This window comes from Erythrobacter sp. S259, assembly GCF_057364965.1.
Genome location: NZ_CP200286.1, coordinates 1,348,276 through 1,370,982, shown reverse-complemented (window position 1 = coordinate 1,370,982; position 22,707 = coordinate 1,348,276). Strand labels below are relative to the sequence as shown.

Genomic DNA, 22,707 nt, shown 5'->3' with positions numbered 1-22,707 from the left:
TTTTTATCGGCTTTGCATTTGTTGGCCATAGCAATGAGCTTGTTAAACCTGTCCTTACAGGCGTTGACCGGGTAGTCTTGTTGGGAGGTTTTATGGTCGGCTTAGCGGCTACGGTCCGGTGGCTGCTTGAACTTGAATTCTGGGCAAATTCAGAACCGGTAGATGACGAGTGATGCACGAAACCGCCTACGCCAAGATCAACCTTGCGCTGCATGTTCGTAGGCGGCGCGAGGATGGCTATCATGAGCTTGAGACCCTGTTCGCTTTCGTCGATGCGGGCGACACGCTGAGCGCTCACACGGCCGAGCAGGACCAAGTTACGACCATTGGCGAGTTTGCGGGCGGGATCGACGACCCGTTCGACAATCTTGTGGCCAAGGCTCTCTCGGCCCTACCGCGCCCACAAGGTCTCAACATCACCCTCGAAAAGAACCTACCCGTCGCCGCAGGGCTGGGAGGGGGTCAGCAGATGCAGGCGCGGTTTTCCGGCTGGTTGAGCGCCTCCACGGCCTTCCCGATGACTGGCAAGAACGCGCCGCTAAGCTCGGCGCAGATGTCCCTTCCTGCGTTCGCAGCAAAACCGCAATTGGGCGTGGCACTGGCACCGAGCTCGAGCTGCTTGAGGACGATATGAAGGGCACACCGGTGCTCTTGGTGAACCCGCGCATTCCGCTTTCAACGGGCCCCGTGTTCAAGGCATGGAACGGCATAGATGAAGGTCCGCTCCCAGAAGGCACGGCAATGGATATCGCCTTGTTTGGCCGAAATTCGCTGGAGAACCCGGCTTGCGATATTGTTTTGCCGATCTGCGATGTTCTCGAGCAATTGACCGCAACCGATGCGATCCTTGCGCGCATGTCGGGCTCTGGCGCGACCTGTTTTGCGCTCTTCGCGAGCGAAGAAGCACGCGATGACGCAGCAAAAGCGGTCACTCGCAAACGGCCCGAATGGTGGCAGCTTGCTGGAAAACTGCGATGAGCAAACCATTCCGCCAGATTGGAGAGCCCACAAAAGGCGGAATAGTCTGCGTCTCAGACCACGCCTCCAACCGCGTGCCTGAAGGCATAGACCTCGGCATCGACGAGGCGCTCATGCGCGAACATATTGCGGTCGATATCGGCGTCGAAGGTATCGCTCAAGAGATGGCCGGCGACTACGGCATCCCCGCGCATCTCGCCACTGTCAGCCGTCTCGTGGTCGATCTTCACCGCGAAGAGGACCACGCGCACGTCGTCCCGCAGGAAAGCGATGGGTACACAATCCACGGCAACATTGGCTGCGACGTCGAAGCACGGCTTGAGCGGATCCACCGCCCCTATCACGAAGCGATGGCCAAGTGGCTCGATGAGCGCGCACCGGGCCTCATCATCTCGCTCCACAGCTTCACGCCAAAGCTCGCCACCAGCGATTGCCTGCGCCCATGGGAAATAGCGTTCCTCTACAACCACGACGACCGCGCCGCGCGCCTTGCTATCCAGTTCTTTGAAGTGGAGGGCTTCACCGTTGGTGACAACGAGCCTTACTCAGGCCGCCAGCTTAACGCGACGATGAACCGCCACGCGGAAAGCTGTGGGAGGCCGTACCGGCAACCGAGATCAGGCAAGACCTGATCGCCACTTCGGAAGGCCAAAAGCGGTGGGCAGCATTGCTGGCGAAAGTGGCTTCAAGGGTTGCACAAAAGCTTGGCTAAGGGCACAGGCCGTGTCGCAAATCTAGCTCCGAGAGTAACATTATGTCTTTCGACAAATCCAAACTTCCCTCGCGCCATGTCTCCGTAGGGCCAGAACGCGCACCGCATCGCTCATACTATTATGCCATGGGCATGACCGAGGAAGAGATCGCACAGCCTTTCGTGGCCGTCGCGAGCGCAGGCAATGATTCAGCGCCCTGCAACACCACACTGAACGCGCAGGCCGATATCTGCCGCGAGGGGGTGATCGCTGGCGGAGGTACGCCGCGCCGGTTCAACACAATCACCGTGACCGATGGCATCGCTATGGGCCACCAAGGCATGAAGAGCTCGCTCATCAGCCGCGAGGTGATCGCAGACAGCGTCGAGGTTTCTGTGCGCGGTCATTGTTATGATGCGCTGGTGGGCTTTGCGGGCTGCGACAAGAGCTTGCCCGGCATGATGATGTCGATGCTGCGCCTCAATGTGCCGTCAATCTTTGTCTATGGCGGCTCGATCCTTCCCGGCACGCATAAGGGCGAGGATGTAACTGTCGTCGACGTGTTTGAGGCTGTGGGACAGCACGCGGCGGGCAATTGTCCGCTTCAAGAATTGATCGCACTCGAAAAAGTCGCATGTCCCGGCCACGGCGCATGCGGCGGTCAGTTCACTGCGAACACTATGGCATGTGTTGGTGAGGCCATCGGTTTGTCTTTGCCAAACAGCAATATGGCGCCTGCTCCTTTCAGATCACGCGAAGAGATTGCGCGCGCTGCTGGCGTTCAGGTGATGGAGCTTTTGAAGCTTAACCTGCGTCCACGCGAGATATGCACCAAGGAAGCTTTTGAGAACGCCGCGCGCGTTGTGGCGGCAACCGGTGGTTCAACCAATGCCGCGCTTCACCTGCCTGCCATGGCTAGCGAAGCGGGGATTGATTTCGACCTTTTCGACGTCGCAGAAATCTTTAAATCAACCCCTTACATCGCGGACCTCAAGCCTGGCGGCAAATATGTCGCCAAGGATATGCATGAGGCGGGCGGCATTTACATGGGGATGAAGACGCTGCTTGAAGGCGGATTCCTCGACCCCAATCCGATTACCGTGACGGGTAAGACCCTTGGTGAGAACATCGAAGAGATCACTTGGAAGCCTGACCAGAAAGTCTTCTACGATGTGAAGACACCGATCACCCCAACAGGCGGTGTGGTCGGGCTTAAAGGGTCGCTTGCGCCCGATGGTGCGATCGTGAAAGTGGCTGGGATGGAACGCTTGCAGTTCACCGGAACGGCGCGCGTGTTTGATTGCGAAGAAGACGCTTTCGCCGCTGTCGAGAAGCGCGATATCACTGAGGGAAGCGTGATCATCATCCGCTACGAAGGACCGAAAGGCGGTCCCGGAATGCGCGAGATGCTCTCCACCACCGCGGCTCTCTATGGGCAGGGCATGGGCGAGAAAGTTGCGCTTATCACTGATGGCCGCTTCTCAGGCGCGACGCGCGGTTTTTGTATTGGCCACGTGGGTCCAGAGGCCGCCGATTGCGGCCCCATCGCATTGGTCGAGGATGGCGACACCATCTCCATCGACGCGGAAGCCGGCACAATTGAACTTGAGGTTGATAAGGCAACGCTCGCGAAACGCAAAGATGCGTGGCAACCGCGCAGCAATGACTATCAATCCGGCGCACTTTGGCGCTATGCTCAAAACGTAGGGCCAGCGCGGGACGGTGCGCTGACCCATCCAGGAGCGAAGGCGGAAACCCATGTTTTTGCGGATATTTAGTAGCGTAATTGCACTCGGAGCCTTAACCGCTTGCGAAGCGGCGCAGTCGCCTGAACCCGAGGGAGATACCCTTGACTGTGCGGTTGCCGGTGCCAGCGAGTTTGCGTCTGTTTGTACGCTTGAGTGGGCAGGGGACGCTTGGGCCAGCGAATTTTTGATCCACCATCCAGACGGAGGCTTCCGGCGCTTCACCTTTGGTGAGGAGCCGGGCACAGTCATCCTGAAAGACGGCGCGGAAAGCCTTGAAATGGCCGGGTCTTCACAAAGCGGCACCATGCAATTTTCGGTCGCAGGAGACAGTTACCGCATGCCGACCTCGCCGCCTTCAGGGGCGTAATTGCGCGCTTTCAGGTGCCCTTGAACCAAATCCTTTCCGCGCAGGAGATGCGCGATGCTGAGCAGCGATTGTTCGATGCAGGGATGCCTCAGTTTGATTTGATGAATCTCGCCGCAAGCTGCGCGGCTGAGTGGATCAGGCGCATTGCAGCTGGCCGCAGCGTCACGGTGTTATGCGGTCCAGGCAATAATGGCGGCGATGGATATGTCATCGCGCATCGTCTTGAGGCCGCAGGGCTCCAAGTTCAGGTGATTGCGCCAGAACCTCCAAAAACCGCAGCAGCAAAACAGGCCCGCACGCTGTGGAAGGGCGATGTTCTGACATCAGGAGGCCAGGCTACTGGTGACGTCCTGGTGGATTGCCTGTTTGGTTCGGGACTTACCCGGCCTTTGAGCAGCGCTCATGCGCTCTTGCTGCGTGATTTGGCCGAGCGCCACTCCATCTGCGTCGCCCTCGATGTGCCTAGCGGAATTGCGAGTGACACGGGCGCGGTTCTGAACGAACGACTGCCATCATTCGACGTGACCCTTGCGCTTGGGGCTTGGAAGTATGCGCATTGGTCGCTTCCCGGCAGGGCAATGATGGGGACGTTGCGCTTGGTCGATATTTGTGTCGATCGCGCAGAAGGAGCCGCGCATCTTATCACCCGGCCGCGCCTTAAAGTGCCAGGCACTGAGGATCACAAATACACAAGAGGCTATTGCGCGGTTGTCGCTGGCGCTTTGCCGGGTGCATCCATCCTAGCGGCTCTCGCAGCGCAGCGGGCAGGGGCAGGGTATGTAAAGCTTGTGCATAGCGGTTCGATAGAAGAGGCTCCTCCCAGCCTGCCTGTTTCCAGCGCACCGCTAAACGAACAGCTTGCCGATAAACGGCTAAGAGCTGTGCTTGTGGGGCAAGGCCTCGGGACTGATGAGGCGGCGCGTCATCGCCTTGACGAGGTGCTTTGCGCAAACCTACCGACCGTCGTTGATGCCGACGGACTGCGCCTTCTGGCTCAGGTTAAGCTCGCACGAACTGCTCCGACGCTTGCGACGCCCCATGAAGGGGAATTGGAGTCGCTGTTTGAGACATTCTCGGTGATTGGCAAAAACCGGCGCTCGCGCGTTCTCACCCTTGCCAAGGTTAGCAACATGGTCATTTGCGCCAAAGGACCGGATACAATCATCGCTGCGCCAGATGGCTCTCTCGCGATTGCGCCGCCAGCGCCTTCCTGGCTTTCCGCTGCGGGGACGGGCGATGTTCTTGCAGGGGTCGCGGTAAGCCGGATGGCGACTGGGCGCGCGCCATTCGAAGCCGCCTGCGAGGCGGTATGGCTCCACGCGGAGGCGGCGCGTATGTCTGGACCGGCGTTTGCGGCAGACGAGCTTGCGCACCAAGTTTCAAAGGCTTACGCAGCATGTCTATAAAAGAAATTGTGCGACTGGCCGCTCGCGGTGATGGGGTGGATGAGGAAGGCCGCCATGCCCGCTTTGGCGTCCCCGGCGATCAAGTGGATGCCGATGGAAACATCATGCACGGCCCGCACCATATCGAACCTGTCTGCCCCCATTTTGGGGTCTGCGGCGGCTGTCAATTGCAGCACGCGGACGATGAGGTTCTTGCCCGCTTTGTTCGTGAAAGAGTAGTCAATGCCGCTAAAGGCCAAGGCGTGGATATCGGCCAACTCTATCCCGAACATCTCTCACCGCCTCGGTCAAGAAGACGTGCGGGGCTGCACGGGGTCAAGATCAAAGGCGGCGCTTTACTGGGTTACCGCGAGGCGGGATCGCACAAATTGGTCAATCTGGAACAGTGCCCAGTCCTTGATCCGGCCCTTACTGACTTAACCGGCCCATTGCGAACGCTGATCGCGCGGCATGGTCCCAAGGGGAATGTGGATATCGCGCTTACTGTTTGTGACCAAGGCGTTGATGCGGGCTTCTCGAATCTTCCGCTTGATGGTTTGGCCTCCACCGAAGCAGTCTTGGATTTTGCCAAAGATTATGCGCTGGCGCGGCTGAGTGTGGATCAAGGGTATGGGCCCGAAACCTTATGGGAGCCTGAGCCGGTAACGGTGACTTTATCCGGTTTGCCTGTCGCGATGCCTGCTGGCGCGTTTCTTCAAGCTACGCCTGATGCCGAGAAACGGCTTATCGAGGATGCGTGTGACTGGCTGGGAGAGGCGCGCATTGTCGCAGATCTGTTTGCGGGGCTGGGCACCTTTGCTTTTGCACTGGCGCAATGCGGTGTGACGGGGCGTAAAGTGCTCGCAGCGGAGGCCGATCAAGCCGCTCATTTAGCCTGCAAGTCAGCTGCTGCTCATACCAGAGGCAAGGTGGCTGCGATCCACCGCGACTTGTTTCGCAACCCGCTTCAGGCCGAAGAACTTAACCGGTTTGACGCGGTGCTCTTGGACCCGCCGCGAGCGGGCGCAAAGGCTCAGATTGAACAAATTGCCGAAAGCACGATTGGCCGCGTGGTCTACGTGAGTTGCAACCCGTCAAGCTGGGCTCGTGATGCGGCAAGGCTTGCAGAGACCGGATTTAAGCTCAGCAAGCTGCGTCCTGTGGGTCAGTTCCGCTGGTCGACCCATGTTGAACTCATAAGCTTGTTCGAGCGCCAACTCGCTTAACTGCGAAGGGCAGCGAGAACCTGCGCTTCTAGCCATTGGCGATGCTCCGGTTCGGCATAAGCATGGCCAGCACCCTCGCAGCGTTCAATCCGCGGGTCGTTCTTATCCCACACGCTTTCAAAATTCTGCGCCGTGCGGTCCGCTTCGGCCAGCAGTATGTGGACGCTCCCATCAAACTGAGCCAAACCCTTTTGCATGTCTTCGGCCAGCGGACTGCGCGGTCTAGCAGGGCGCAAGGAGCCTGCGAGCCCGCTTGCAAGCCTTCGCAAATTTACGCCGCCTTTTAGCAATCTTATTATCTCGCGCGGTTCTTTCAATTTGGCCGCATACCGCGACCTTATCGCCTCAGGGCTATGGCTTGGACTGTCACTTTCCTCTTCACTTTCTTCAAACGTCCATGGGTTCGACAGGATCAATCCGTCGCAGCCAGAACCGTGAGAAAGCATGAGCGCAGAGGCCGCATCGCAATTGCCAAAGGCGACAATCCTCTCAACTTGCGGCGCCATGGCGCGAAAGGCTTCCAAAGCGGCCTCAATATCGCCCGCGCTCTTGCGAAAGCCCCGGTTGTCTCCTTCGCTGTCGCCTGTCCCTCGGCGGTCGAAGCGGAAAACCGGAAATCCCTTTTGAGCGATGCTGGCGGCCAGCAGAGACTGGCCAGAAAACGCGCCAGAGCGGATTTCATTGCCACCGTTGACGATCAAAAGGCCAGTGATGCCTGGCGCTGTGTCGAGTGCACCTGCCAATTTGAGGCCGCGGCATCCGAATTGGAAATGCAGCCGGCTCACACGGTGTCTCCAAGGCTATCAGCAATGAGTGCAGCGAGCCTTGCGGCTCCCGCTTTGTCTTCGCCAGGTTCAGCGCGCAGCCACAGGGGAGCGCCGCCTGTATCCTTTTGCGATATTGGTGAGCGGTTAGGAGCGCTGATGGCTTCGGAAACTTCGAGAGCGCGAAACATCTGAGCGCCTAATGGCCAGCCTGCCAGGACCAATCCTTGACTGCGTCCTTCGCTGTGCAATTGTTCTGATGTTTCTGGTGTGCCGTTCTCGCGCGAGGCCAATGTCCGCGCTCTGATCAGACCCTTGAGAACTTTTGGACCCGATTGCTCCGCGTAGGACCATCCGGGAATGGCCGCAGGAGCAAGCAACGCTCCGCCTCTTATCGAAAGAAAATGGGTTATCCCAAACGCTTGTGCTGCCTCGCCTACAGCATCGCGCCAGCTTTCAAGCGACTGCGTTTCGAGCGGAACAAGGCTTTCATTCTGACCCGGCAAGTCAGGCAGAAAGGTGTCAATTCGGGTCTCATCAAGCGCGCGCATGGTTTGAACGGTGAACCGCCGCAGCTTATTTGCCTCATCAAACAGGGCAGGCAAGATCAACACACGATTTGCACGGTTTCGGTCGAATGCGAGGATTAGCTCATCGGAAGTTTTACCTTCCAAAGTAGGCGCGCGCCAAGTCGCGATAGTGCGCGGCTCGGGCTCCTCCATGATGGTTAGACTTCGACCACTTTATTTTGCGCAAAGGCCAGCAGCCCGCCAAAAGTCTCAAGCATTTCGCCATCAACATCTTCATCGTCGATCACGATGTTCAGGCGGTCTTCGATCTCAGTCAGGAGGCCGGCAACTGCCATGGAATCGAGTTCAGGAAGGTGGCCAAATAAGCCGCTTTCTTCGGTAAATGCCTCTGCTTGAGCGGAATCAATACCAAGCACATCAGCGATGATTGACTTGAGCTCGCGGTCTAGCGCATGCCCAGTTGCGTCCCCGTCTGCCTTGGCCGGTTGAGAGCTCATTGCCGGTTGATCCTTCTTTATGATCACTTGACTCTATTCATCTCAGTTTGCACCTGAGCGTGGGCCCTTTACCCACGTGGAGGACAAGGTGCAAGCTTGGGAACTTCGTCCAGAAGCGTCCGGCTGACCGCCAACCGGCCCAAATCGAGCCATGCGCGAAGCGATGAAAGATCAAGGCAATCAATCTGATAGCGAGGCCGGGTGTGGTCCATCCAGTCCGCTTTATAGCGTTGTGTGCCTGTACCAAAGTCGACCACTTCGACCCGGTCTTTATCAATAACGCACCGGAATAGCTCCGCTGAAAGCGTTGTGCCGGGTGAGAGGTTGTGAGCGCTTTCGAGATGGGCGAGTTTATGGATAAACGCGCACCCCGCCTCAACCGTCCAGAATTGCGCAGCGACCGCTTCACCCTCGCAGGTCGCAAGTCCAAGGCGCAGTCTTCCCGCTTTGCCTTCAGCGTCTGCGAATTTTCGTAGCATTGCCGGTTGGTCTTCGTCCGGCTTCCAGCTCGCCTCGTAAATGCCCTCGAACGCTTCCCACATTGCGGCGTCGAAGTGAGAGACGATCTTCGTCTCAACCTTTTTTGCTTTGCGCTTAAAGGTGGTGCGGAGCTGGCCGGGGCGCGAGGCCCAGTATTCGTCGAAGCTGCGTCCGCCCACATACAGAACGTGATTGGTATCGCATTGGGTGACTTCGACGCGCCAACCTGCTGCTGCGAATGCTTTGGAAAGGCGCGTGGCTGAACCATCCTCATTAGGCACAGGGGCAAGGGTGACACGGTGCGCGCGCGCCTTCAGCTGTTTGGCGATTTCACCAAGCAATCTGTCGCCCGCCGCCCCGCTTGGAGCGAGCTGGCGCCATGTGAAACTGTACCAATTGCGCAGAGGGGTGATATGACCTTTGCTTGCGGTTAAGGCGAGCGCTGCGCTGTTTTCAGGCTCGCTCGCAATGGCGATCAGCGGGGTAAGCCCGGTTTCTGCCAAAAGCGAATACCACTCCGACCGATCAAAAGGCGCAGCAACATTTCCCGCAGAACCATCTTCCAACAGCTCTTGCAAGACGTTAACCGTGTCGTGATATCGCGCTTCGATCACTCGCTTGAGTGCCCTTTCAAAGGATCCTGATGACCCAAAGCCCTGATCCGACGCCGTTTCCCCTGGATCACCTCGCCGAACGAGCGTGTGCCAATGGGCAGGGTGAGAGACCCGCTTTGGTGCTTCGTGGGCAAACCCTTAGCCACAAGGCGTTAAAAGAGCGTGTGGCCCGTTTGGCAGGATGGTTGGCGAGGGTTCTTCCCGCAAAAGGCGCGCGTGTTGCCAGCTGGGCTGCAAAGGGCGAGCTCACCTGTCTTCTCCCCTTGGCAGCGGCGCGTGCGGGATTGATCCATGTACCGATAAACCCTTTGCTCAAACGCGCGCAGGTGGCGCATATTTTGGCTGATTGCGGCGCGTCATTACTGATCGCAACACCCTCGCGGCTGAAATCGCTTAAAGAAGCGGATATTCCTGCCAATTGCGGGCTTTTTGAGGAGGCGAAACCGCTTCAAGAGGCGGCTGAACTTGAGCAGGGATTGGAGGCCTCTTCGGCCAATCCCGGCGATATCTGCGCCATTTTATACACCAGCGGTTCAACGGGCCAGCCCAAGGGGGTTGTGCTTACGCATACAAACCTTTGGCTGGGGGCGGTCAGCGTTGCTCATTACCTAAAGCTGGCAGAGGATGATGTGACTTTAGCGGTGCTGCCCCTCTCGTTTGATTATGGCCAAAACCAGCTGCTTTCAACTTGGTATGCGGGTGGGAGCGTGGTTCCTCTCGATTTTTTGTTCCCGCGCGATGTGTCAAAAGCTTGCGCCAAGCATAAAGTGACAACGCTTGCGGCTGTGCCGCCGCTGTGGGTTCAATTGGCCGAGCTTGACTGGCCGAATGAGGCAAGCGGGTCTTTGCGGCGGCTCACCAACAGCGGCGGCGCGCTGACGTCTGATCTGGTTGGCGATCTCAGGCGACTATCTCCGCGCGCGGACCTTTATCCCATGTACGGCCTGACCGAAGCGTTTCGCTCCACTTATTTGGAGCCCGAGCTTGTCGAAAGTCATCCCACGAGCATGGGCACGGCAATCCCTTTTGCAGAAATCATAGTCATCGACGATGAGGGCGGGGTCGCAGGTCCAGGCGCAGAAGGGGAGTTAGTGCACTGCGGGCCGTTAGTGGCCAGAGGTTATTGGCAGGATGAAGCCCGGACAAAGCAGCGCTTTAAGCCGGCTCCAGAAAGCTCGCTTTATGGCGGTTTGGCTGTGTGGTCAGGTGACCGAGTTATTCGCGATGAGGACGGGCTGTTGTATTTCGTGGGCCGGCGAGATGCGATGATCAAAAGCGCAGGCAACCGGATTAGCCCTCAAGAAATCGAAGAAGCTGCGGCGGCGACCGGCTTTGTCGCCGAGGCAGTTGCTCTTGGCATTCCTGATGCAAGGCTTGGGCATGCGGTGCATTTGGTGGTGAGAGAAACGAGCGATGCAGAGGCAAAAACTCGCCTTCCCAAAGCCCTGCTAAAGGAACTTCCCAATTTTATGCAGCCTCACAAAATCCATTGGGTCGGTGCAATGCCGCTCAACCCCAATGGCAAGATTGATCGCGCCGCGCTCTATCGTGAGTTGACCGCAGGAGAGGACGTATGAAGACCAAACCTCTTGGCCCTGTTCCTGCTGGTTATTGCGCGGTCGACGGCGAGTTGGCGATTGATGGCCACAAAGCTGGTGATCTCGTCAGGGCAGCCGGGCAAACGCCTTTGTTTGTCTATTCAAAGACCCATCTTTCCGCGCGCGTTGCGCAATTGCGCGGGGCTTTACCGCCGCAGATTGGCATCAATTATGCCGTAAAGGCGAACCCTCACCCCGATGTGATCGCGCATATGGCCGCTCTCGTGCACGGGTTTGATATTGCGTCGTCGGGCGAGCTTGCAATGCTTGAGCGCGCTCACATTGACGCTGCACGGATTAGCTTTGCTGGACCGGGAAAGCGTGATGATGAATTAGAGGCCGCGCTTGCAGCGGGCGTCACTCTCAACTGCGAATCAGAAGGCGAAGCCCAGCGTTCGCTTGCGATTGGTCAGAGAATTGGCAAAACGCCTCGTATTGCGATCCGGGTCAATCCTGATTTTGAGCTTAAAGGATCGGGAATGAAGATGGGCGGGGGGCAAAGCCGTTTGGCGTAGATGCCGAGCGAGTGCCTGATCTTGCAAAGATGATCATTGCGCAAGGGGCACAGTGGTGCGGGCTTCACATCTTTACCGGCAGCCAAACCCTGAGCGCAGAAGCGATCATCGAAGCGCAAAGTAACGTATTGAACTTGGCGCTCAGTCTGACCGATCAAATCGGTGCGAGCTTGCCCAAACTCAATATGGGGGGCGGCTTTGGCATTCCTTACTTTCCGGGCGATGCACCGCTTGATCTAAACGCTGTGGGCGATGCTTTGCATGAATTGGTTGCGGCCAAATCGGACGATCTTGCCCAAACCGATCTGTGCGTAGAGCTCGGCCGCTATCTTGTTGGCGAAGCGGGCGTTTATCTATGCCGGGTGATCGACAAAAAAGTTAGCCACGGCCAGACTTATCTTATCACAGACGGGGGTTTGCATCATCAATTGGCTGCATCTGGCAACTTTGGAACGGTGGTGAGGCGTAACTATCCAGTGGCGATTGCTTCACGCTTCGATGCGAGCGCTGATGAAACTGTAAATGTGGTGGGATGCCTCTGCACCCCGCTCGACCGGCTTGCAGATGCAGCTGAGCTTCCGCGTGCCGAAGTTGGCGATCTCGTGGCTGTGTTCTGCGCAGGCGCTTATGGAGCAACCGCATCACCTGCAAACTTCCTCGGACATGGGCCAGCAGCAGAGGTTGTTGTTTAAACTTCACTAAATCGCCTGTCCCGAAATGGGATGGAGAGGCATTAGTCCCAGTATTACTAACATTATGTTCACCATTATTGGGCAGTAACTCCCAGTCAATCGCGAAAAGGTCTTTGCGTGAGGTCGCTCCTCGCACGGCCAGAAACCTTGTCGCAACAACTGACCTTGAGGAATTGCATCGATGCCTAAATCGCTCAACTTTATCCGTCTTGCAGGCGCGTTTTTTGCGACCATGACGCTCGCAGCTTGCGCCGCGACGGGTCCAGAGCTGCCGTCGGCCAGTTACGTGGAAAGCGATCTTACCCCTTCTACAGAATATCTTATCGGCCCCCGAGACTCGCTGAACATTCATGTGTGGCGCAATCCTGAGCTGAGCGCTGAGGATATTCAAGTGCGGCCCGATGGCCGGATCACCATTCCATTGGTGCGTGATATGCCAGCGGTTGGAAAAACGGCGACCGAGTTGCAAGACGACATTCGCGATGTGCTGGTTCAGTATATCGAACAACCTATTGTCTCGGTGATCGTCACCGACTTCAACTCGACCTTCGATCAGCAAATCAAGGTGGTTGGCGCGGCTGCGCAGCCGACGTCGATCCCCTTCAGCGCAAATATGACCGTTCTTGACGCGATGATTGCTGTGGGAGGGCTGGGCGAATTTGCTTCAGGCAACCGCTCCAAATTGCTGCGGATCGACCGGGAAACGGGGCAACAGAAAGAATACAAGCTGCGCCTGTCTGACCTGCTTCGTCGCGGGGATAGCACAGCCAACGTGATGCTGATGCCGGGGGACACCATCCTTATCCCCGAAAGCCGGTTCTAAAGGGGCGCGGACGGGACAATGAACGAACTTTTCGAAGAACTGCGCGCAGCGCTTTATTCGGTCTGGCATCGCCGCTGGATCGCGCTTGCTGTTGCCTGGGGTGTATGCCTTTTGGGCTGGCTCGTCGTGGCGCTCATTCCCAATACGTACGAGATCGAAGGCTCGCATCTTTGTGGATGTGGACGACGTTTTGTCTGAGCAATTGGGAATTGCAGGCGATGGCAAGGACGAGATCGCTCAAGTTCGCCAGACGCTTTTGAGCTCGGTCAACCTTGAGAAGGTGATCACAACCACGAAGCTTGGCGATGGCATTTCTGATCGCACTCAGCTTGAAACGGCGATCGGTGCGCTCTCCAAAGACGTTCAGGTCGAGAGCGAGGAAGACACGCTATTTTCAATCAGCGCGACCGTCGGCAAGGGCGGTCTGAGCGATTCAGAAAACGCAGTTCTTGCGCGTGATGTCGTACAAAAGCTGCTCGATATTTTCCGCGAGGAGCATATTTCCGGCAATCGCGCTGAAATCAGCGGGGCGATCAGTGATCTCAATGAACAGCTCGAAGAGCGCAAAGACGAACTCGAAGAGGCCGAAGAGCGCCGTCTGGCGTTCGAGGCGCAATATCCTGACCTGATCGGCGGGACAGCGACCCTTTCCACGAGGGTTCAGCAGTCACGCACCGAACTGCGCGATATCGAAGCGGATCTGGCCGCAGCACAAAGCGCTCTGGCAGCGATGAATTCACAGATTGCGAGCACACCGCGCACAATCGTTGGTTCGGCTGAGGCTGTAGGTCCCCAGGCCGCGCTGCTTCAGGCTCAAACTCAGCTTGCGGGTCTTAGATCGCGCGGGCTCACTGAAGAGCATCCAGACGTCGTATCGACAATGCGTCAGGTCGAGATTTTGACCCGGCAAGTCGCTGGCGCTGGTCCTAACGAAGTGGTTGGAACGCCAAACCCTGCCTATTCGCAGCTGCAAGCACTTCGCGCTGATCGGCAGGCCTCGATAGAATCGCTTCAATCACGCCGCGCTGCGTTGCAATCGCAGCTGGCATCGCTTGCTGCCAGTCAGGCAACGGAACCGGCAGTGGCAGCCGAAGCCAACCGGATCAGCAGAGATTACGAGGTGCTTCGCGATAATTATGAACGCCTTTTGGAAGACCGCGAGAAATTGCGCACCCGCAGCGATGTGGTCGACGAAACCAGCCAATACAAATTTGATTTGGTCGACCCTCCCGTCGTGCCCCAATCGCCAGCCGCGCCAAATCGCCCGCTGCTTCTGCTCGGAGTTTTGATCGCCGGAATAGGCGCAGGCGTGGGTGTAGCATGGGTCTTGGGACAGCTCAGATCTGGATTTGTGACGGCGCAAAAGCTCGAAAAATCAATGGGACTGCCGGTTATCGGTTCGGTTTCGTTGAACCTTTCTGACGCGGCAAGGGGTCATAGCAAGCGGCGCACTAAGCAGTTCGCGGGGGCTTTTGCAGGGCTCTTTGGCGTGCTGGCCATCCTTTTGGTCATCGAGGTCGTCTCGATTGGGACGATTGTGTGAGGAAACAAAGATGACAGACCAGAGCAACTTCTCACGCAAGACGGCCAACCCAGCGGGCGATCCGGCTAGCAACAACGCCATGCGGCGCCGCACCTCTCTTTTGGAGCGGGCGGATGCGGCATTTGGCCTGGACGGATTTGGCACAAAGCCGGTTCCGGCCAATCTGCCTGCCGCCCCGCGACCATTTGTCCCCCCGGCAAAGCGTGCCGCGCCCTCTTCGGCGCCGCAAATTGCGGTTCCTCAAAGCGAGGTCGAGCACCAAGCCCGTGAGACGCCCCCGAGCGAATTTGTGGCCGAGCCTGCACCAAAACCGGTGCGTCCGGTGACTTTGCGCGGGCCGCGCGTCCAAATCGACCGAGAGGTGTTGCAAGAAGAGGGGCTGATTTGTCCTGAGGCACCGGTCACCGGTCTTCTTGAAGAGTTTCGCATCATCAAGCGCGAGCTTCTGGCAGAAGCGCGCCATTCAGGCGAGGATTATGCGCGCCGCGTGCTGGTCAGCTCTCCGCTCACCGATGAAGGCAAGACGTATTGCGCCATGAACCTTGCAATCGCTTTGGCAGCAGAGCGCGATGTTGAGGTGATTTTGGTGGATGCCGATGTGATCAACCCATCGGTTGCACGCCGGTTTGACATCGAAACAGGGCCCGGACTTATGGATGCATTGGCGGATAAGTCGCTGCGTCCTGAGGACCTTGTTTCTCCGACCGATATTCCAAGATTGTTTGTCCTGCCAGCAGGCACAAGCAGCGCGCGCGATTCCGAATATTTGACCAGCGTTCGCACGGGTCACGTCCTAGACCGCCTGACGCGCGGGGCGCCGAACCGCTTTCTGATTTTCGATACACCGCCTGCTCTTGCAGCATCACCAGCAGCAGAGCTTGCAGCGCATGTCGGCCAGACCGTTCTGGTCGTTCGAGCAGACGACACAAGCCGTGCTGCTCTCGACGATGCGGTGCAACTCTTGTCGGCGTGTTCCGACATCAAACTGCTTCTCAATGCAACACAATTCAGCCCGTCGGGTCGCCGCTTTGGCGACTATTATGGCGAAGGGGAGGAATGACAATGCGTACCCTCACTGCAACTCTAATGACCGGATTTGCGACGCTTGCGATTGCGGCACCTGCTTTTGCTCAAGACGGCCAAGAAAGCCGGCAAGAGAGCCGCGTGACCATCCAGCCTTACATCGAGGTCTCTCAAATTCTCACAGCGCAGCTTTCCCCGGAAAGCGATCAGCTTACATTTACCCAAATCGCGGCCGGCGTTGATACCGGTGTGCGTGGTCGAAACAGCGGCGCATCGGTTTCTGTCCGGTATGAGCGCAACATTAGCTACGGCGATGATGCGCTTGATACAGACACAGTCAGCGGGATCGCTCGAGGCTATCTCTCGGTCGTTCCGCAGGCTCTCACCCTCCAGGCAGGCGCATTGGCTAGCCGCTCGCGGGTGGATGAAGGAGGGGCCGTATCTGCAAACCCGCTTGTCAGCGATGATGCTACGAGCCAGGTTTTCAGTGGCTTTGTAGGGCCCGAATTCAAAACCCGCGCTGGCGCATTCGAAATCGCGGGTAACGCCCGGGTTGGTTATAACCGCTTTGAGGCGAACGATGCGGTGTTCGATTCCACCGGCGGTCTAGTCGACACATTCGACGATTCGATCACTTATGGGGGCCGGGCTGCGATTGGCACTGCGCCAGGTGATATTTTGCCGGTCGGTGTGGCGGTGTCCGCAGGCGGGTATCAAGAAGATGTCTCTAACCTTGATCAGCGGGTGCGCGATCTTTACGTGCGCGGCGACGTCACTGTCCCTGTCTCACCAACCCTCGCCCTTGTGGGCGGCGTCGGTTATGAAGACGTTGAGGTTTCCGCCCGCGATGCTCTCCTAGATGCAGCAGGCAATCCAATCCGTGATGAAAGCGGCCGCCTTGTAACTGATAGCGCGTCAGACCGCATTGTTGCATTCGATGTTGATGGGCTTTTGTGGGACGTTGGTGTCCTTTGGCGCCCAAGTTCGCGCACCAGCCTCGAGGCGCGCGTGGGGCGTCGCTATGACAGCACGACCTACTATGGGACCTTCAGCTATGTACCGAGCACCCGCAGCTCGTTTGCGGTGCAGGTTTATGACAGTATCTCCGGCTTTGGCGGTGTACTCAACAATTCGCTCGCACAGCTTTCCTCCGACTTCGAAGCGCAGCGCAACCCGCTGTCAGGCGACTTTGGCGGCCTTGTGCAAAGCAATGACGGTGTAGGCCTCGTCAATCCGCTTGGCTCTGTCCGCAGTTCCGCCTTCCGGGGCCGAGGCGTGGCAGCGAGCTATCAGCAAAAGATTGGCCGTCTCAATGCAGCGCTCGGCGTTGGCTATGATCGCCGCACGTTCATTGCTGATGCAGATGGCGTTTTAGGCCCAATCGATGGTGTGGTGGATGAAAGCTACTACGTCACTGGCTCGCTTAGCCGGGCCATTGGGCGCAGCGGTGATCTGTCCGCAACCGCTTATGCAAATTTGTTCAAAACCGATGGCGACGAAAACGGCGATCTCACCGCATTTGGTGCCTCAGCCGCTTACAGCCGCTTAATCGCAGGCCGATTGTCTGCGCGGGCAGCTGTTGCCGTGGACTTTTTCGACAGCGAATTCACTGATGAAGACTTTGCCACAGCCACAGGTTTGCTGGGCCTACGGTATGACTTCTAAGGGACCGATGGAGCGTTAGGGAAAATGTACGATTCTTATTACGGTTTTAGTGGACGACCGTTTCAGCTGACCCCTGATCCGGAGTTCTATTTTGAGAGTGCCAGCCACAAAAAGGCGATGAGCTATCTCGGATATGGGCTCAATCAGGGCGAGGGCTTTATCGTCATCACTGGCGAGGTGGGAGCTGGTAAATCCACTCTCGTAGCACATCTGATGGAGCGCATTGATCCAGAGGCTTTGACCGTTGCTCAAGTGGTAACCTCTGCGCTTGACGGCGAAGAGCTGATCCATGTGGTTGCGCAGTCTTTTGGCATCCCTGTGGATGGTAAAGACAAAGCGGGCGCATTGGGCGCGATTGAGCAATTCTTGCAAGATGAGGCGCGTGAAGGCCGCCGCTGCCTTCTGATCGTGGATGAGTGTCAGAACCTTGAGTTCACCGCTTTGGAAGAGCTTCGTATGCTCTCAAACTTCCAGCTCGGTTCCCACCCTCTTCTCCAAAGCCTGCTTTTGGGTCAACCAGAATTCCGCAGAACATTGGCGCATCATCCGAACCTTGATCAGCTGCGTCAACGCATCATCGCCTCGCATCACCTCGAGGCGCTCGATGAAGAAGAGCTGGAGGATTACGTCCACCACCGCCTCACTCATGTGGGGTGGGAGCACCAGCCATCGCTCGAAGCTGGGCTTTTGCCTGCGCTTTACCAAGCGACAGGCGGCATTCCTCGCCGTGTGAACCAGATCATGAACCGGGTGCTTTTGCTCGGCGCTATTGAAGAGCGCGATGAGATCGGTTTGCGCATGTTGGATGCAGTGCTGGACGAAATGCAGGAGGACCAATTGCGCGGATCAAAGGCGCGGTCATTGGCGGTGGATCCTCCGAAACCGGAGGATGCGCCTACCGCTGTGGTTCAATCCGAAGCAGAGGACGAGGTTGAAACGCTCGAACTCACCGAGCCGGTGCCGGAGTTTAAGTCGTCATTGGAAGCTGTTGCGGAGGAAGATGCTCTTGCAGAGCCGGTCGATCCTGAAGCGGAAGCTCAAATTGAAAGTGTTCCGGCAACCGAAGTCGCTGCCATGATGGCGCAGCGCGATGCGCGGGCCGCTGAACTTGAGGCAGCCATTGGCGAGCTTCAAGCCGCAGGCGCTGAACCAGAAATCAAGATGCCGCAATCGGTGGGCGATGAAGATCTGACGATGGCTTTGGGGCGCATTGAAGCACGCCTTGAGGAGCAGGAGCGTTCGTTCCGGCACGTCATGACAATGCTGATTGAATGGCTTGAGGACGATAAGTCGCGCGAGGCGGCCTAATTCGATGAACGCACAAAGTCCTTTTCCTTTTCAAGACGCGACCAACCGGCCGATCATCAACGGGCTATCGGTTGATGTAGAGGATTGGTTTCAAGTCGGCGCGTTCGAGAACGCAATTAGGCGCGATGATTGGGACAGTTTGCAAAGCCGTGTTGAGGGCAATGTGGAGCGCATTCTTAGCCTCTTTGGCGAAGCGGGAGTGAACGCGACGTTCTTTACTCTTGGCTGGGTGGCACAGCGCTGTCCGCATATCATTCGGCGGATCGCAGAGGCTGGCCACGAGGTGGCAAGCCACGGGTATGATCACACGCGTGTATTCACGCTGGACCCCGCCAAATTTGGCGAGGATATCCGTAAGACCCGCGAAATCCTTGAAGACGCATCAGGTCAAAAGGTCATTGGATATCGTGCGCCAAGCTTTTCGATAGACCCGCGTTCGTCTTGGGCATACGATGTGCTGGCAGCGCAAGGTTACACTTATTCCTCAAGCGTCGCCCCGATTGTTCACGATCATTATGGCTGGCGCGAAGCTCCCCGATTTGCTTTTCGCCCTGTATCTGGCTCGCGGATGCTCGAAATCCCGGTGACAACAGCGCTTCTTGGCTCACGCCGGTTGGCTGCGGGCGGCGGAGGTTTCTTTCGCGTTCTTCCTTATGCATTTTCGCGCTGGGCAATCGCTCAGGTGAACCGAGAAGATGAGCGCCCTGCGGTTTTCTATTTCCACCCATGGGAAGTGGACCCAGATCAACCACGGGTGCCAAATGCGCCGCTTCGTTCAAAACTGCGGCACTATACAAACCTCAAAAAGATGGCGCCCAAGCTCACTAAGCTTGTGAAGGATTTTCGCTGGGGCCGGATGGATGAGCTTGCTGAGGTAGAGGCGAGGCGGGCTTTCGATTTCGCACCTGCATCCCAGGCCGCTGAGGCCGTGTGATGAATGCTCCTGTCAATCTTACTGTGAAGGCCGAAAGCGTCGATCTTTCGGACAAAAAGCAAGCCTTACGCATTGATGCTTTCGTGCAAGAAATGGGGGCGAGTATATTTCACCGTCCCGCCTGGCTTCTGGCGGCAGAGCGCGGAGCAGGTCAGCGTGCCGGCGGTATCTTGGTGCAGCAGCTCGGCGTTATTCGGGGCTGGCTGCCCCTTACTGAGGTGCGCTCGTTTCTCTTTGGCAAAGCTTTGGTCTCGAGCGGGTTTGGAGTTGGCGGCGGGATCGTCGCCGAAACGCCTGAGGCAGCCCGCGAGCTCGTAACCGCGGCGCAGGCGCTTGCGGTAAAACTGGGCGCAGGCAGCGCCGAACTGCGCGGCGGCCCCGTGCCGGATGGTTGGCAGGCTGTCGCCGACAAACATTGCGGCTTTGAGCGCGATCTTGCCGAGGATGACGAAGCAGAATTGCTTGCTATTCCTCGAAAGTCGCGTGCCGAGGTGCGTAAAGGATTGAAGAACGGTCTCGATGTTTTCACAGGCCGATCGTCCAAGGATTTGGCCGCGCATTATGCCGCGTATTCCGAAAGCGTCAGAAACCTAGGTACGCCTGTATTTCCCAAAGCTCTTTTCCGTAAAATGCTTGAAGCATTTCCGGATGAAAGCGACATTCTGACTATCGCGCGAGACGGCAAGCCCCTCGCGAGCGTGCTTTCGTTTTATCATGGGGGCGCAGTGCTCCCATTTTGGGGGGAGGCGGCTTTGCAGCGCGCGGGGCGAGAGCCAATGAGTTGATGTATTTTGAGCTAATGCGCCATGCACGCAGCAGGGGCATTCTGCGGTTTGATTTTGGGCGGTCGAAAATCGCCAGCGGGCCTGCAAAATTCAAGAAGAACTGGGGCTTTGATCCTGAGCCTCTCACCTATGCCACCTGGACGCCGCCCGGCGCGCAGGCACGCGATGTCGATCCGACCAGCGAAGCTTACAGCCGCAAGATTGAGCTTTGGAAGAAGCTTCCTTTGCCTGTGGCAAACACCCTGGGCCCAATCATCGCCCGCGGCCTTGCATAGGAAACTTTGGCGTGGGCGAAATTCTCTTTCTGGCGCACCGGGTGCCGTTTCCGCCCAATCGCGGAGACAAGATCCGCAGCAGCAACCTGCTGAAGAAGCTCGCACAGCTCGCACCTGTTCATGTCGGCTGTTTTGCAGAAAGTGATGAGGACAGGGCTGGGGGGCGCAGGTCAATGCAATCGCCGCATCTCATTCGGTCGTAAACCGGAGCAAGCCGCTCGTCCTTGCAGGCGCTGAAGCCGTGCTATCTGGCAAGCCTGTCAGCCTGACTGCGTTTCACAGTGATCGTCTTGAGAAATGGGTCCATGATACCCTTGCAAGCAGGCCGATTAGTACGATCTTCGTTTTCTCAGGCCAGATGGGACAGTACATTCCCGACGATTTTGCCGGACGTGTTGTCGTTGACCTTTGCGATGTGGATAGCGCCAAATTTGAAAGCTATGCGCAGGCAGGCCAGCGGGTCTGGCTCAATGCGCGGGAAGGCCGCTTGCTTTCGCGTGAAGAAGAACGCTTGGCAAAACGCGCATATACAACTGTACTCATCAGCGAAAATGAAGCGTCACTGTTCCGTTCCCGCTTGGAGGATGCCTCGGGCACCAATGTCCAAGTGATTGGAAACGGCATTGATGCGCAATTCTTCGACCCCGATAAAACCCAGCCTCACAGCGCAATCGTCTCGCGTCCCGGTCCGCATCTCGTGTTTACCGGCCAAATGGATTACGCGCCCAACGAACAGGCTGCACTTTGGGCGATCAATAATTTTTGGGAAACATACCGCGCTCAGCATCCTAATGCGGAAATCCACGTCGTTGGGCGCAGCCCAACGCGGCGCGTGAAGGACGCGGCACGGGACGGTGTGACAATCTGGGGAGAGGTTCCCGATGTGCGTCCCTTCATCGCGGCTGCTGACTGCGTCGTTGTGCCCCTTTCCATTGCGCGGGGTGTGCAAAACAAAGTTCTTGAGGCGATGGCGATGGCGCGCCCTGTGGTCCTGACACCGCAAGCAGCGACAGGCATTGATGCAACCGACGGTGTGCATTGGGCTCTGTGCGAGGCAAACGCGGCGGCCATGTGTGCGACGATGGATAAGCTATTGGGTGATCCAGCAGGAGCAGCCGAATTGGGCCGCAATGCGCGGCAGTTTGTTTTGGACAATCATGCCTGGGACGCGGTGCTCAGCCCTCTCGATGAGCTTGTTCAATCGAGGGAAGGGGTGACGCGCGATGCAGCATAACGCTTCTCTCAATCGCAGGCTTGAAGCAATGGGTCTCGGATCGCTCAGCAAAGCATGGCGCGAGGCCTTAGGGATTTTAGCGCTCGGGACCCTCGCCCTCTTTACAATCACTATGCGCGAATGGGCAGAGATGCTTCACCAATGGTGGAATATCGACACCTATTCCCATGTCCTCCTCGTGCCGGTTATCATTGGGTGGCTTGTCGCGTTAAAAGCCCGTCAGCTCGTCACGCTTGATCCGCGCCCCTGGTTACCGGGTCTGTGCGTCCTTGCAGCGGGATTGGGGCTCTGGTTGCTTGGCCGGGTAAGCGGCGCAAACCTCATCGCGCATGCCGGGGCCGTTGGAGCGCTTCAAGGGCTGGTCATCGCCTCGCTTGGCCCCCGCGTTTCAACGCTCATAGCTCTACCCTTGTGTTTCGCTGTGTTTCTCGTTCCGTTTGGTGATGAGATAATTGAACCTTTGCAGGTGATCACAGCGCACATCGCAATCGCTCTCACCGATTGGAGCGGTATTCCGGCCCATTTTGACGGCATTTATATCGACACACCCGTTGGCCTCTTCATTGTTGCCGAGGCGTGTTCCGGTGTCCGCTTCCTCATCGCCATGTTCACGCTTGCGATTTTGGTGGCATTCACCCGCTTTAAGCGTTGGTCTAATCGTTTGGGTTTTATCGCGGTGTCGATCATTGTCCCGATCATTGCCAATGGCATTAGAGCGTGGGGCACCGTCTATATCGCGCAAAGCCAAGGGGTCGAATTCGCCGCTGGATTTGACCATGTGTTCTATGGTTGGTTCTTCTTCGCTTTCGTCGTTGTGTTCATCTTGGGCCTTGCGTGGAGGTTTTTTGAACTCGACCCTGAAGAATACGGGTGGAGCGTCAGTGAGCTTTCATCCTTCGGCCTGATCAAACGTCTCGAGACAGGTTTCGCGCGTCCAATAGCAGTACTCACCGCGATATTGGCTATGACTTTATGCGCAGGCTCGGTCGCAGTCATTGCTGCTCCTGCATCCTTAGGCTAGTTGCGTTTGC

The 22,707-nt window shown here is 57.4% G+C and carries 20 protein-coding genes and 3 pseudogenes; 19 read left to right on the top strand and 4 right to left on the bottom strand.

Translation table 11 applies throughout. The features are described 5' to 3' along the window. Nucleotides 1–172 precede the first annotated feature (172 nt). The 6 genes and pseudogenes from AC0V60_RS06490 (at nt 173) to AC0V60_RS06465 (ending at nt 6,396) form a co-directional block, all read left to right on the top strand. Nucleotides 173–978: pseudogene (locus tag AC0V60_RS06490) on the top strand (4-(cytidine 5'-diphospho)-2-C-methyl-D-erythritol kinase). Next, nucleotides 975–1,610, top strand: coding sequence for an N-formylglutamate amidohydrolase (locus AC0V60_RS06485; RefSeq protein WP_486177682.1), 636 nt, complete (start codon nt 975–977; stop codon nt 1,608–1,610). Before AC0V60_RS06490 ends, AC0V60_RS06485 begins: the two are co-directional and overlap by 4 nt. A 122-nt stretch (nt 1,611–1,732) precedes the next feature. Continuing rightward, nucleotides 1,733–3,448 carry a dihydroxy-acid dehydratase gene (gene ilvD / locus AC0V60_RS06480; RefSeq protein ID WP_486177681.1) on the top strand — a complete coding sequence of 572 codons (1,716 nt, stop codon included), beginning with the start codon at nt 1,733–1,735 and terminating at the stop codon, nt 3,446–3,448. Next, on the top strand, nt 3,429–3,785 hold the full coding sequence (locus AC0V60_RS06475; RefSeq protein WP_486177680.1) for a hypothetical protein: 357 nt from the start codon (nt 3,429–3,431) through the stop codon (nt 3,783–3,785). The genes ilvD and AC0V60_RS06475 overlap by 20 nt, the downstream gene beginning before the upstream one ends. A gap of 14 nt (nt 3,786–3,799) precedes the next feature. Further along, nucleotides 3,800–5,191: an NAD(P)H-hydrate dehydratase gene (locus tag AC0V60_RS06470; RefSeq protein WP_486177679.1), complete on the top strand. Its 1,392-nt coding sequence runs from the start codon at nt 3,800–3,802 to the stop codon at nt 5,189–5,191. After that, a complete protein-coding gene (locus tag AC0V60_RS06465; RefSeq protein WP_486177678.1) occupies nt 5,182–6,396 on the top strand; it encodes a class I SAM-dependent RNA methyltransferase in 1,215 nt (404 codons plus the stop codon). Before AC0V60_RS06470 ends, AC0V60_RS06465 begins: the two co-directional genes overlap by 10 nt. Here the strand turns inward: AC0V60_RS06465 and AC0V60_RS06460 are convergent. The 4 genes from AC0V60_RS06460 to AC0V60_RS06445 form a co-directional block, all read right to left on the bottom strand. Continuing rightward, nucleotides 6,393–7,181, bottom strand: coding sequence for a hydrolase 1, exosortase A system-associated (locus tag AC0V60_RS06460; RefSeq protein WP_486177677.1), 789 nt, complete (start codon nt 7,179–7,181; stop codon nt 6,393–6,395). The genes AC0V60_RS06465 and AC0V60_RS06460 overlap by 4 nt on opposite strands. Continuing rightward, nucleotides 7,178–7,882, bottom strand: a complete 705-nt coding sequence (locus tag AC0V60_RS06455; protein WP_486177676.1) for a hypothetical protein — start codon at nt 7,880–7,882, stop codon at nt 7,178–7,180. The genes AC0V60_RS06460 and AC0V60_RS06455 overlap by 4 nt, the downstream gene beginning before the upstream one ends. A gap of 5 nt (nt 7,883–7,887) precedes the next feature. Further along, the gene (locus AC0V60_RS06450) at nt 7,888–8,187 is read right to left on the bottom strand and encodes an acyl carrier protein (RefSeq protein WP_486177675.1); all 300 of its coding nucleotides are present in this window, start codon (nt 8,185–8,187) and stop codon (nt 7,888–7,890) included. A gap of 68 nt (nt 8,188–8,255) precedes the next feature. Next, entirely contained in the window at nt 8,256–9,281 is a 1,026-nt protein-coding gene (locus tag AC0V60_RS06445; RefSeq protein WP_486177674.1) for a GNAT family N-acetyltransferase, read from the bottom strand. Nucleotides 9,282–9,310: 29 nt separating this feature from the next. Here AC0V60_RS06445 and AC0V60_RS06440 point away from each other — a divergent pair, with 29 nt between their 5' ends. The 13 genes and pseudogenes from AC0V60_RS06440 (at nt 9,311) to xrtA (ending at nt 22,697) form a co-directional block, all read left to right on the top strand. Then, nucleotides 9,311–10,858 (top strand): acyl-CoA ligase (AMP-forming), exosortase A system-associated, encoded by a 1,548-nt coding sequence (locus AC0V60_RS06440; RefSeq protein ID WP_486177673.1) that lies wholly within the window; start codon nt 9,311–9,313, stop codon nt 10,856–10,858. Next, nucleotides 10,855–12,086: pseudogene (locus tag AC0V60_RS06435) on the top strand (pyridoxal-dependent decarboxylase, exosortase A system-associated). Before AC0V60_RS06440 ends, AC0V60_RS06435 begins: the two are co-directional and overlap by 4 nt. A gap of 181 nt (nt 12,087–12,267) precedes the next feature. Next, the gene (locus AC0V60_RS06430) at nt 12,268–12,909 is read left to right on the top strand and encodes an XrtA/PEP-CTERM system exopolysaccharide export protein (protein ID WP_486177672.1); all 642 of its coding nucleotides are present in this window, start codon (nt 12,268–12,270) and stop codon (nt 12,907–12,909) included. Nucleotides 12,910–12,927: 18 nt separating this feature from the next. Then, a complete protein-coding gene (locus AC0V60_RS06425) occupies nt 12,928–13,107 on the top strand; it encodes a hypothetical protein (RefSeq protein WP_486177671.1) in 180 nt (59 codons plus the stop codon). Next, nucleotides 13,082–14,452 carry an XrtA system polysaccharide chain length determinant gene (locus AC0V60_RS06420; protein ID WP_486177670.1) on the top strand — a complete coding sequence of 457 codons (1,371 nt, stop codon included), beginning with the start codon at nt 13,082–13,084 and terminating at the stop codon, nt 14,450–14,452. The genes AC0V60_RS06425 and AC0V60_RS06420 overlap by 26 nt, the downstream gene beginning before the upstream one ends. 10 nt (nt 14,453–14,462) lie before the next feature. Further along, a complete protein-coding gene (locus tag AC0V60_RS06415; RefSeq protein WP_486177669.1) occupies nt 14,463–15,512 on the top strand; it encodes a P-loop NTPase family protein in 1,050 nt (349 codons plus the stop codon). Between the two features lie 2 nt (nt 15,513–15,514). After that, nucleotides 15,515–17,140, top strand: a complete 1,626-nt coding sequence (locus AC0V60_RS06410) for a preprotein translocase subunit YajC (protein WP_486177668.1) — start codon at nt 15,515–15,517, stop codon at nt 17,138–17,140. 24 nt (nt 17,141–17,164) lie between these two features. Further along, the gene (locus AC0V60_RS06405; protein WP_486177667.1) at nt 17,165–18,448 is read left to right on the top strand and encodes an XrtA/PEP-CTERM system-associated ATPase; all 1,284 of its coding nucleotides are present in this window, start codon (nt 17,165–17,167) and stop codon (nt 18,446–18,448) included. A 4-nt stretch (nt 18,449–18,452) separates the two neighbouring features. Then, a complete protein-coding gene (locus AC0V60_RS06400) occupies nt 18,453–19,382 on the top strand; it encodes an XrtA system polysaccharide deacetylase (RefSeq protein WP_486177666.1) in 930 nt (309 codons plus the stop codon). Then, nucleotides 19,382–20,442: pseudogene (locus AC0V60_RS06395) on the top strand (FemAB family XrtA/PEP-CTERM system-associated protein). The gene AC0V60_RS06400 and the pseudogene AC0V60_RS06395 overlap by 1 nt, the downstream one beginning before the upstream one ends. Before the next feature lie 11 nt (nt 20,443–20,453). Then, nucleotides 20,454–20,645, top strand: a complete 192-nt coding sequence (locus AC0V60_RS06390; RefSeq protein ID WP_486177665.1) for a hypothetical protein — start codon at nt 20,454–20,456, stop codon at nt 20,643–20,645. Nucleotides 20,646–20,683: 38 nt separating this feature from the next. Continuing rightward, nucleotides 20,684–21,676, top strand: coding sequence for a glycosyltransferase (locus tag AC0V60_RS06385; RefSeq protein ID WP_486177664.1), 993 nt, complete (start codon nt 20,684–20,686; stop codon nt 21,674–21,676). Continuing rightward, entirely contained in the window at nt 21,666–22,697 is a 1,032-nt protein-coding gene (gene xrtA, locus AC0V60_RS06380) for an exosortase A (RefSeq protein WP_486177663.1), read from the top strand. Before AC0V60_RS06385 ends, xrtA begins: the two co-directional genes overlap by 11 nt. The last annotated feature ends 10 nt before the right edge of the window (nt 22,698–22,707 follow it).

Bases quoted from the DNA above. Each gene is read 5' to 3' on its own strand.
- AC0V60_RS06425 (WP_486177671.1), top strand. From the start codon at position 12,928: ATGAACGAACTTTTCGAAGAACTGCGCGCAGCGCTTTATTCGGTCTGG.
- AC0V60_RS06450 (WP_486177675.1), bottom strand. From the start codon at position 8,187: ATGAGCTCTCAACCGGCCAAGGCAGACGGGGACGCAACTGGGCATGCG.
- AC0V60_RS06400 (WP_486177666.1), top strand. From the start codon at position 18,453: ATGAACGCACAAAGTCCTTTTCCTTTTCAAGACGCGACCAACCGGCCG.
- AC0V60_RS06455 (WP_486177676.1), bottom strand. From the start codon at position 7,882: ATGGAGGAGCCCGAGCCGCGCACTATCGCGACTTGGCGCGCGCCTACT.
- AC0V60_RS06405 (WP_486177667.1), top strand. From the start codon at position 17,165: ATGTACGATTCTTATTACGGTTTTAGTGGACGACCGTTTCAGCTGACC.
- xrtA (WP_486177663.1), top strand. From the start codon at position 21,666: ATGCAGCATAACGCTTCTCTCAATCGCAGGCTTGAAGCAATGGGTCTC.
- AC0V60_RS06475 (WP_486177680.1), top strand. From the start codon at position 3,429: ATGTTTTTGCGGATATTTAGTAGCGTAATTGCACTCGGAGCCTTAACC.
- ilvD (WP_486177681.1), top strand. From the start codon at position 1,733: ATGTCTTTCGACAAATCCAAACTTCCCTCGCGCCATGTCTCCGTAGGG.
- AC0V60_RS06430 (WP_486177672.1), top strand. From the start codon at position 12,268: ATGCCTAAATCGCTCAACTTTATCCGTCTTGCAGGCGCGTTTTTTGCG.
- AC0V60_RS06410 (WP_486177668.1), top strand. From the start codon at position 15,515: ATGCGTACCCTCACTGCAACTCTAATGACCGGATTTGCGACGCTTGCG.
- AC0V60_RS06465 (WP_486177678.1), top strand. From the start codon at position 5,182: ATGTCTATAAAAGAAATTGTGCGACTGGCCGCTCGCGGTGATGGGGTG.
- AC0V60_RS06440 (WP_486177673.1), top strand. From the start codon at position 9,311: ATGACCCAAAGCCCTGATCCGACGCCGTTTCCCCTGGATCACCTCGCC.
- AC0V60_RS06485 (WP_486177682.1), top strand. From the start codon at position 975: ATGAGCAAACCATTCCGCCAGATTGGAGAGCCCACAAAAGGCGGAATA.
- AC0V60_RS06415 (WP_486177669.1), top strand. From the start codon at position 14,463: ATGACAGACCAGAGCAACTTCTCACGCAAGACGGCCAACCCAGCGGGC.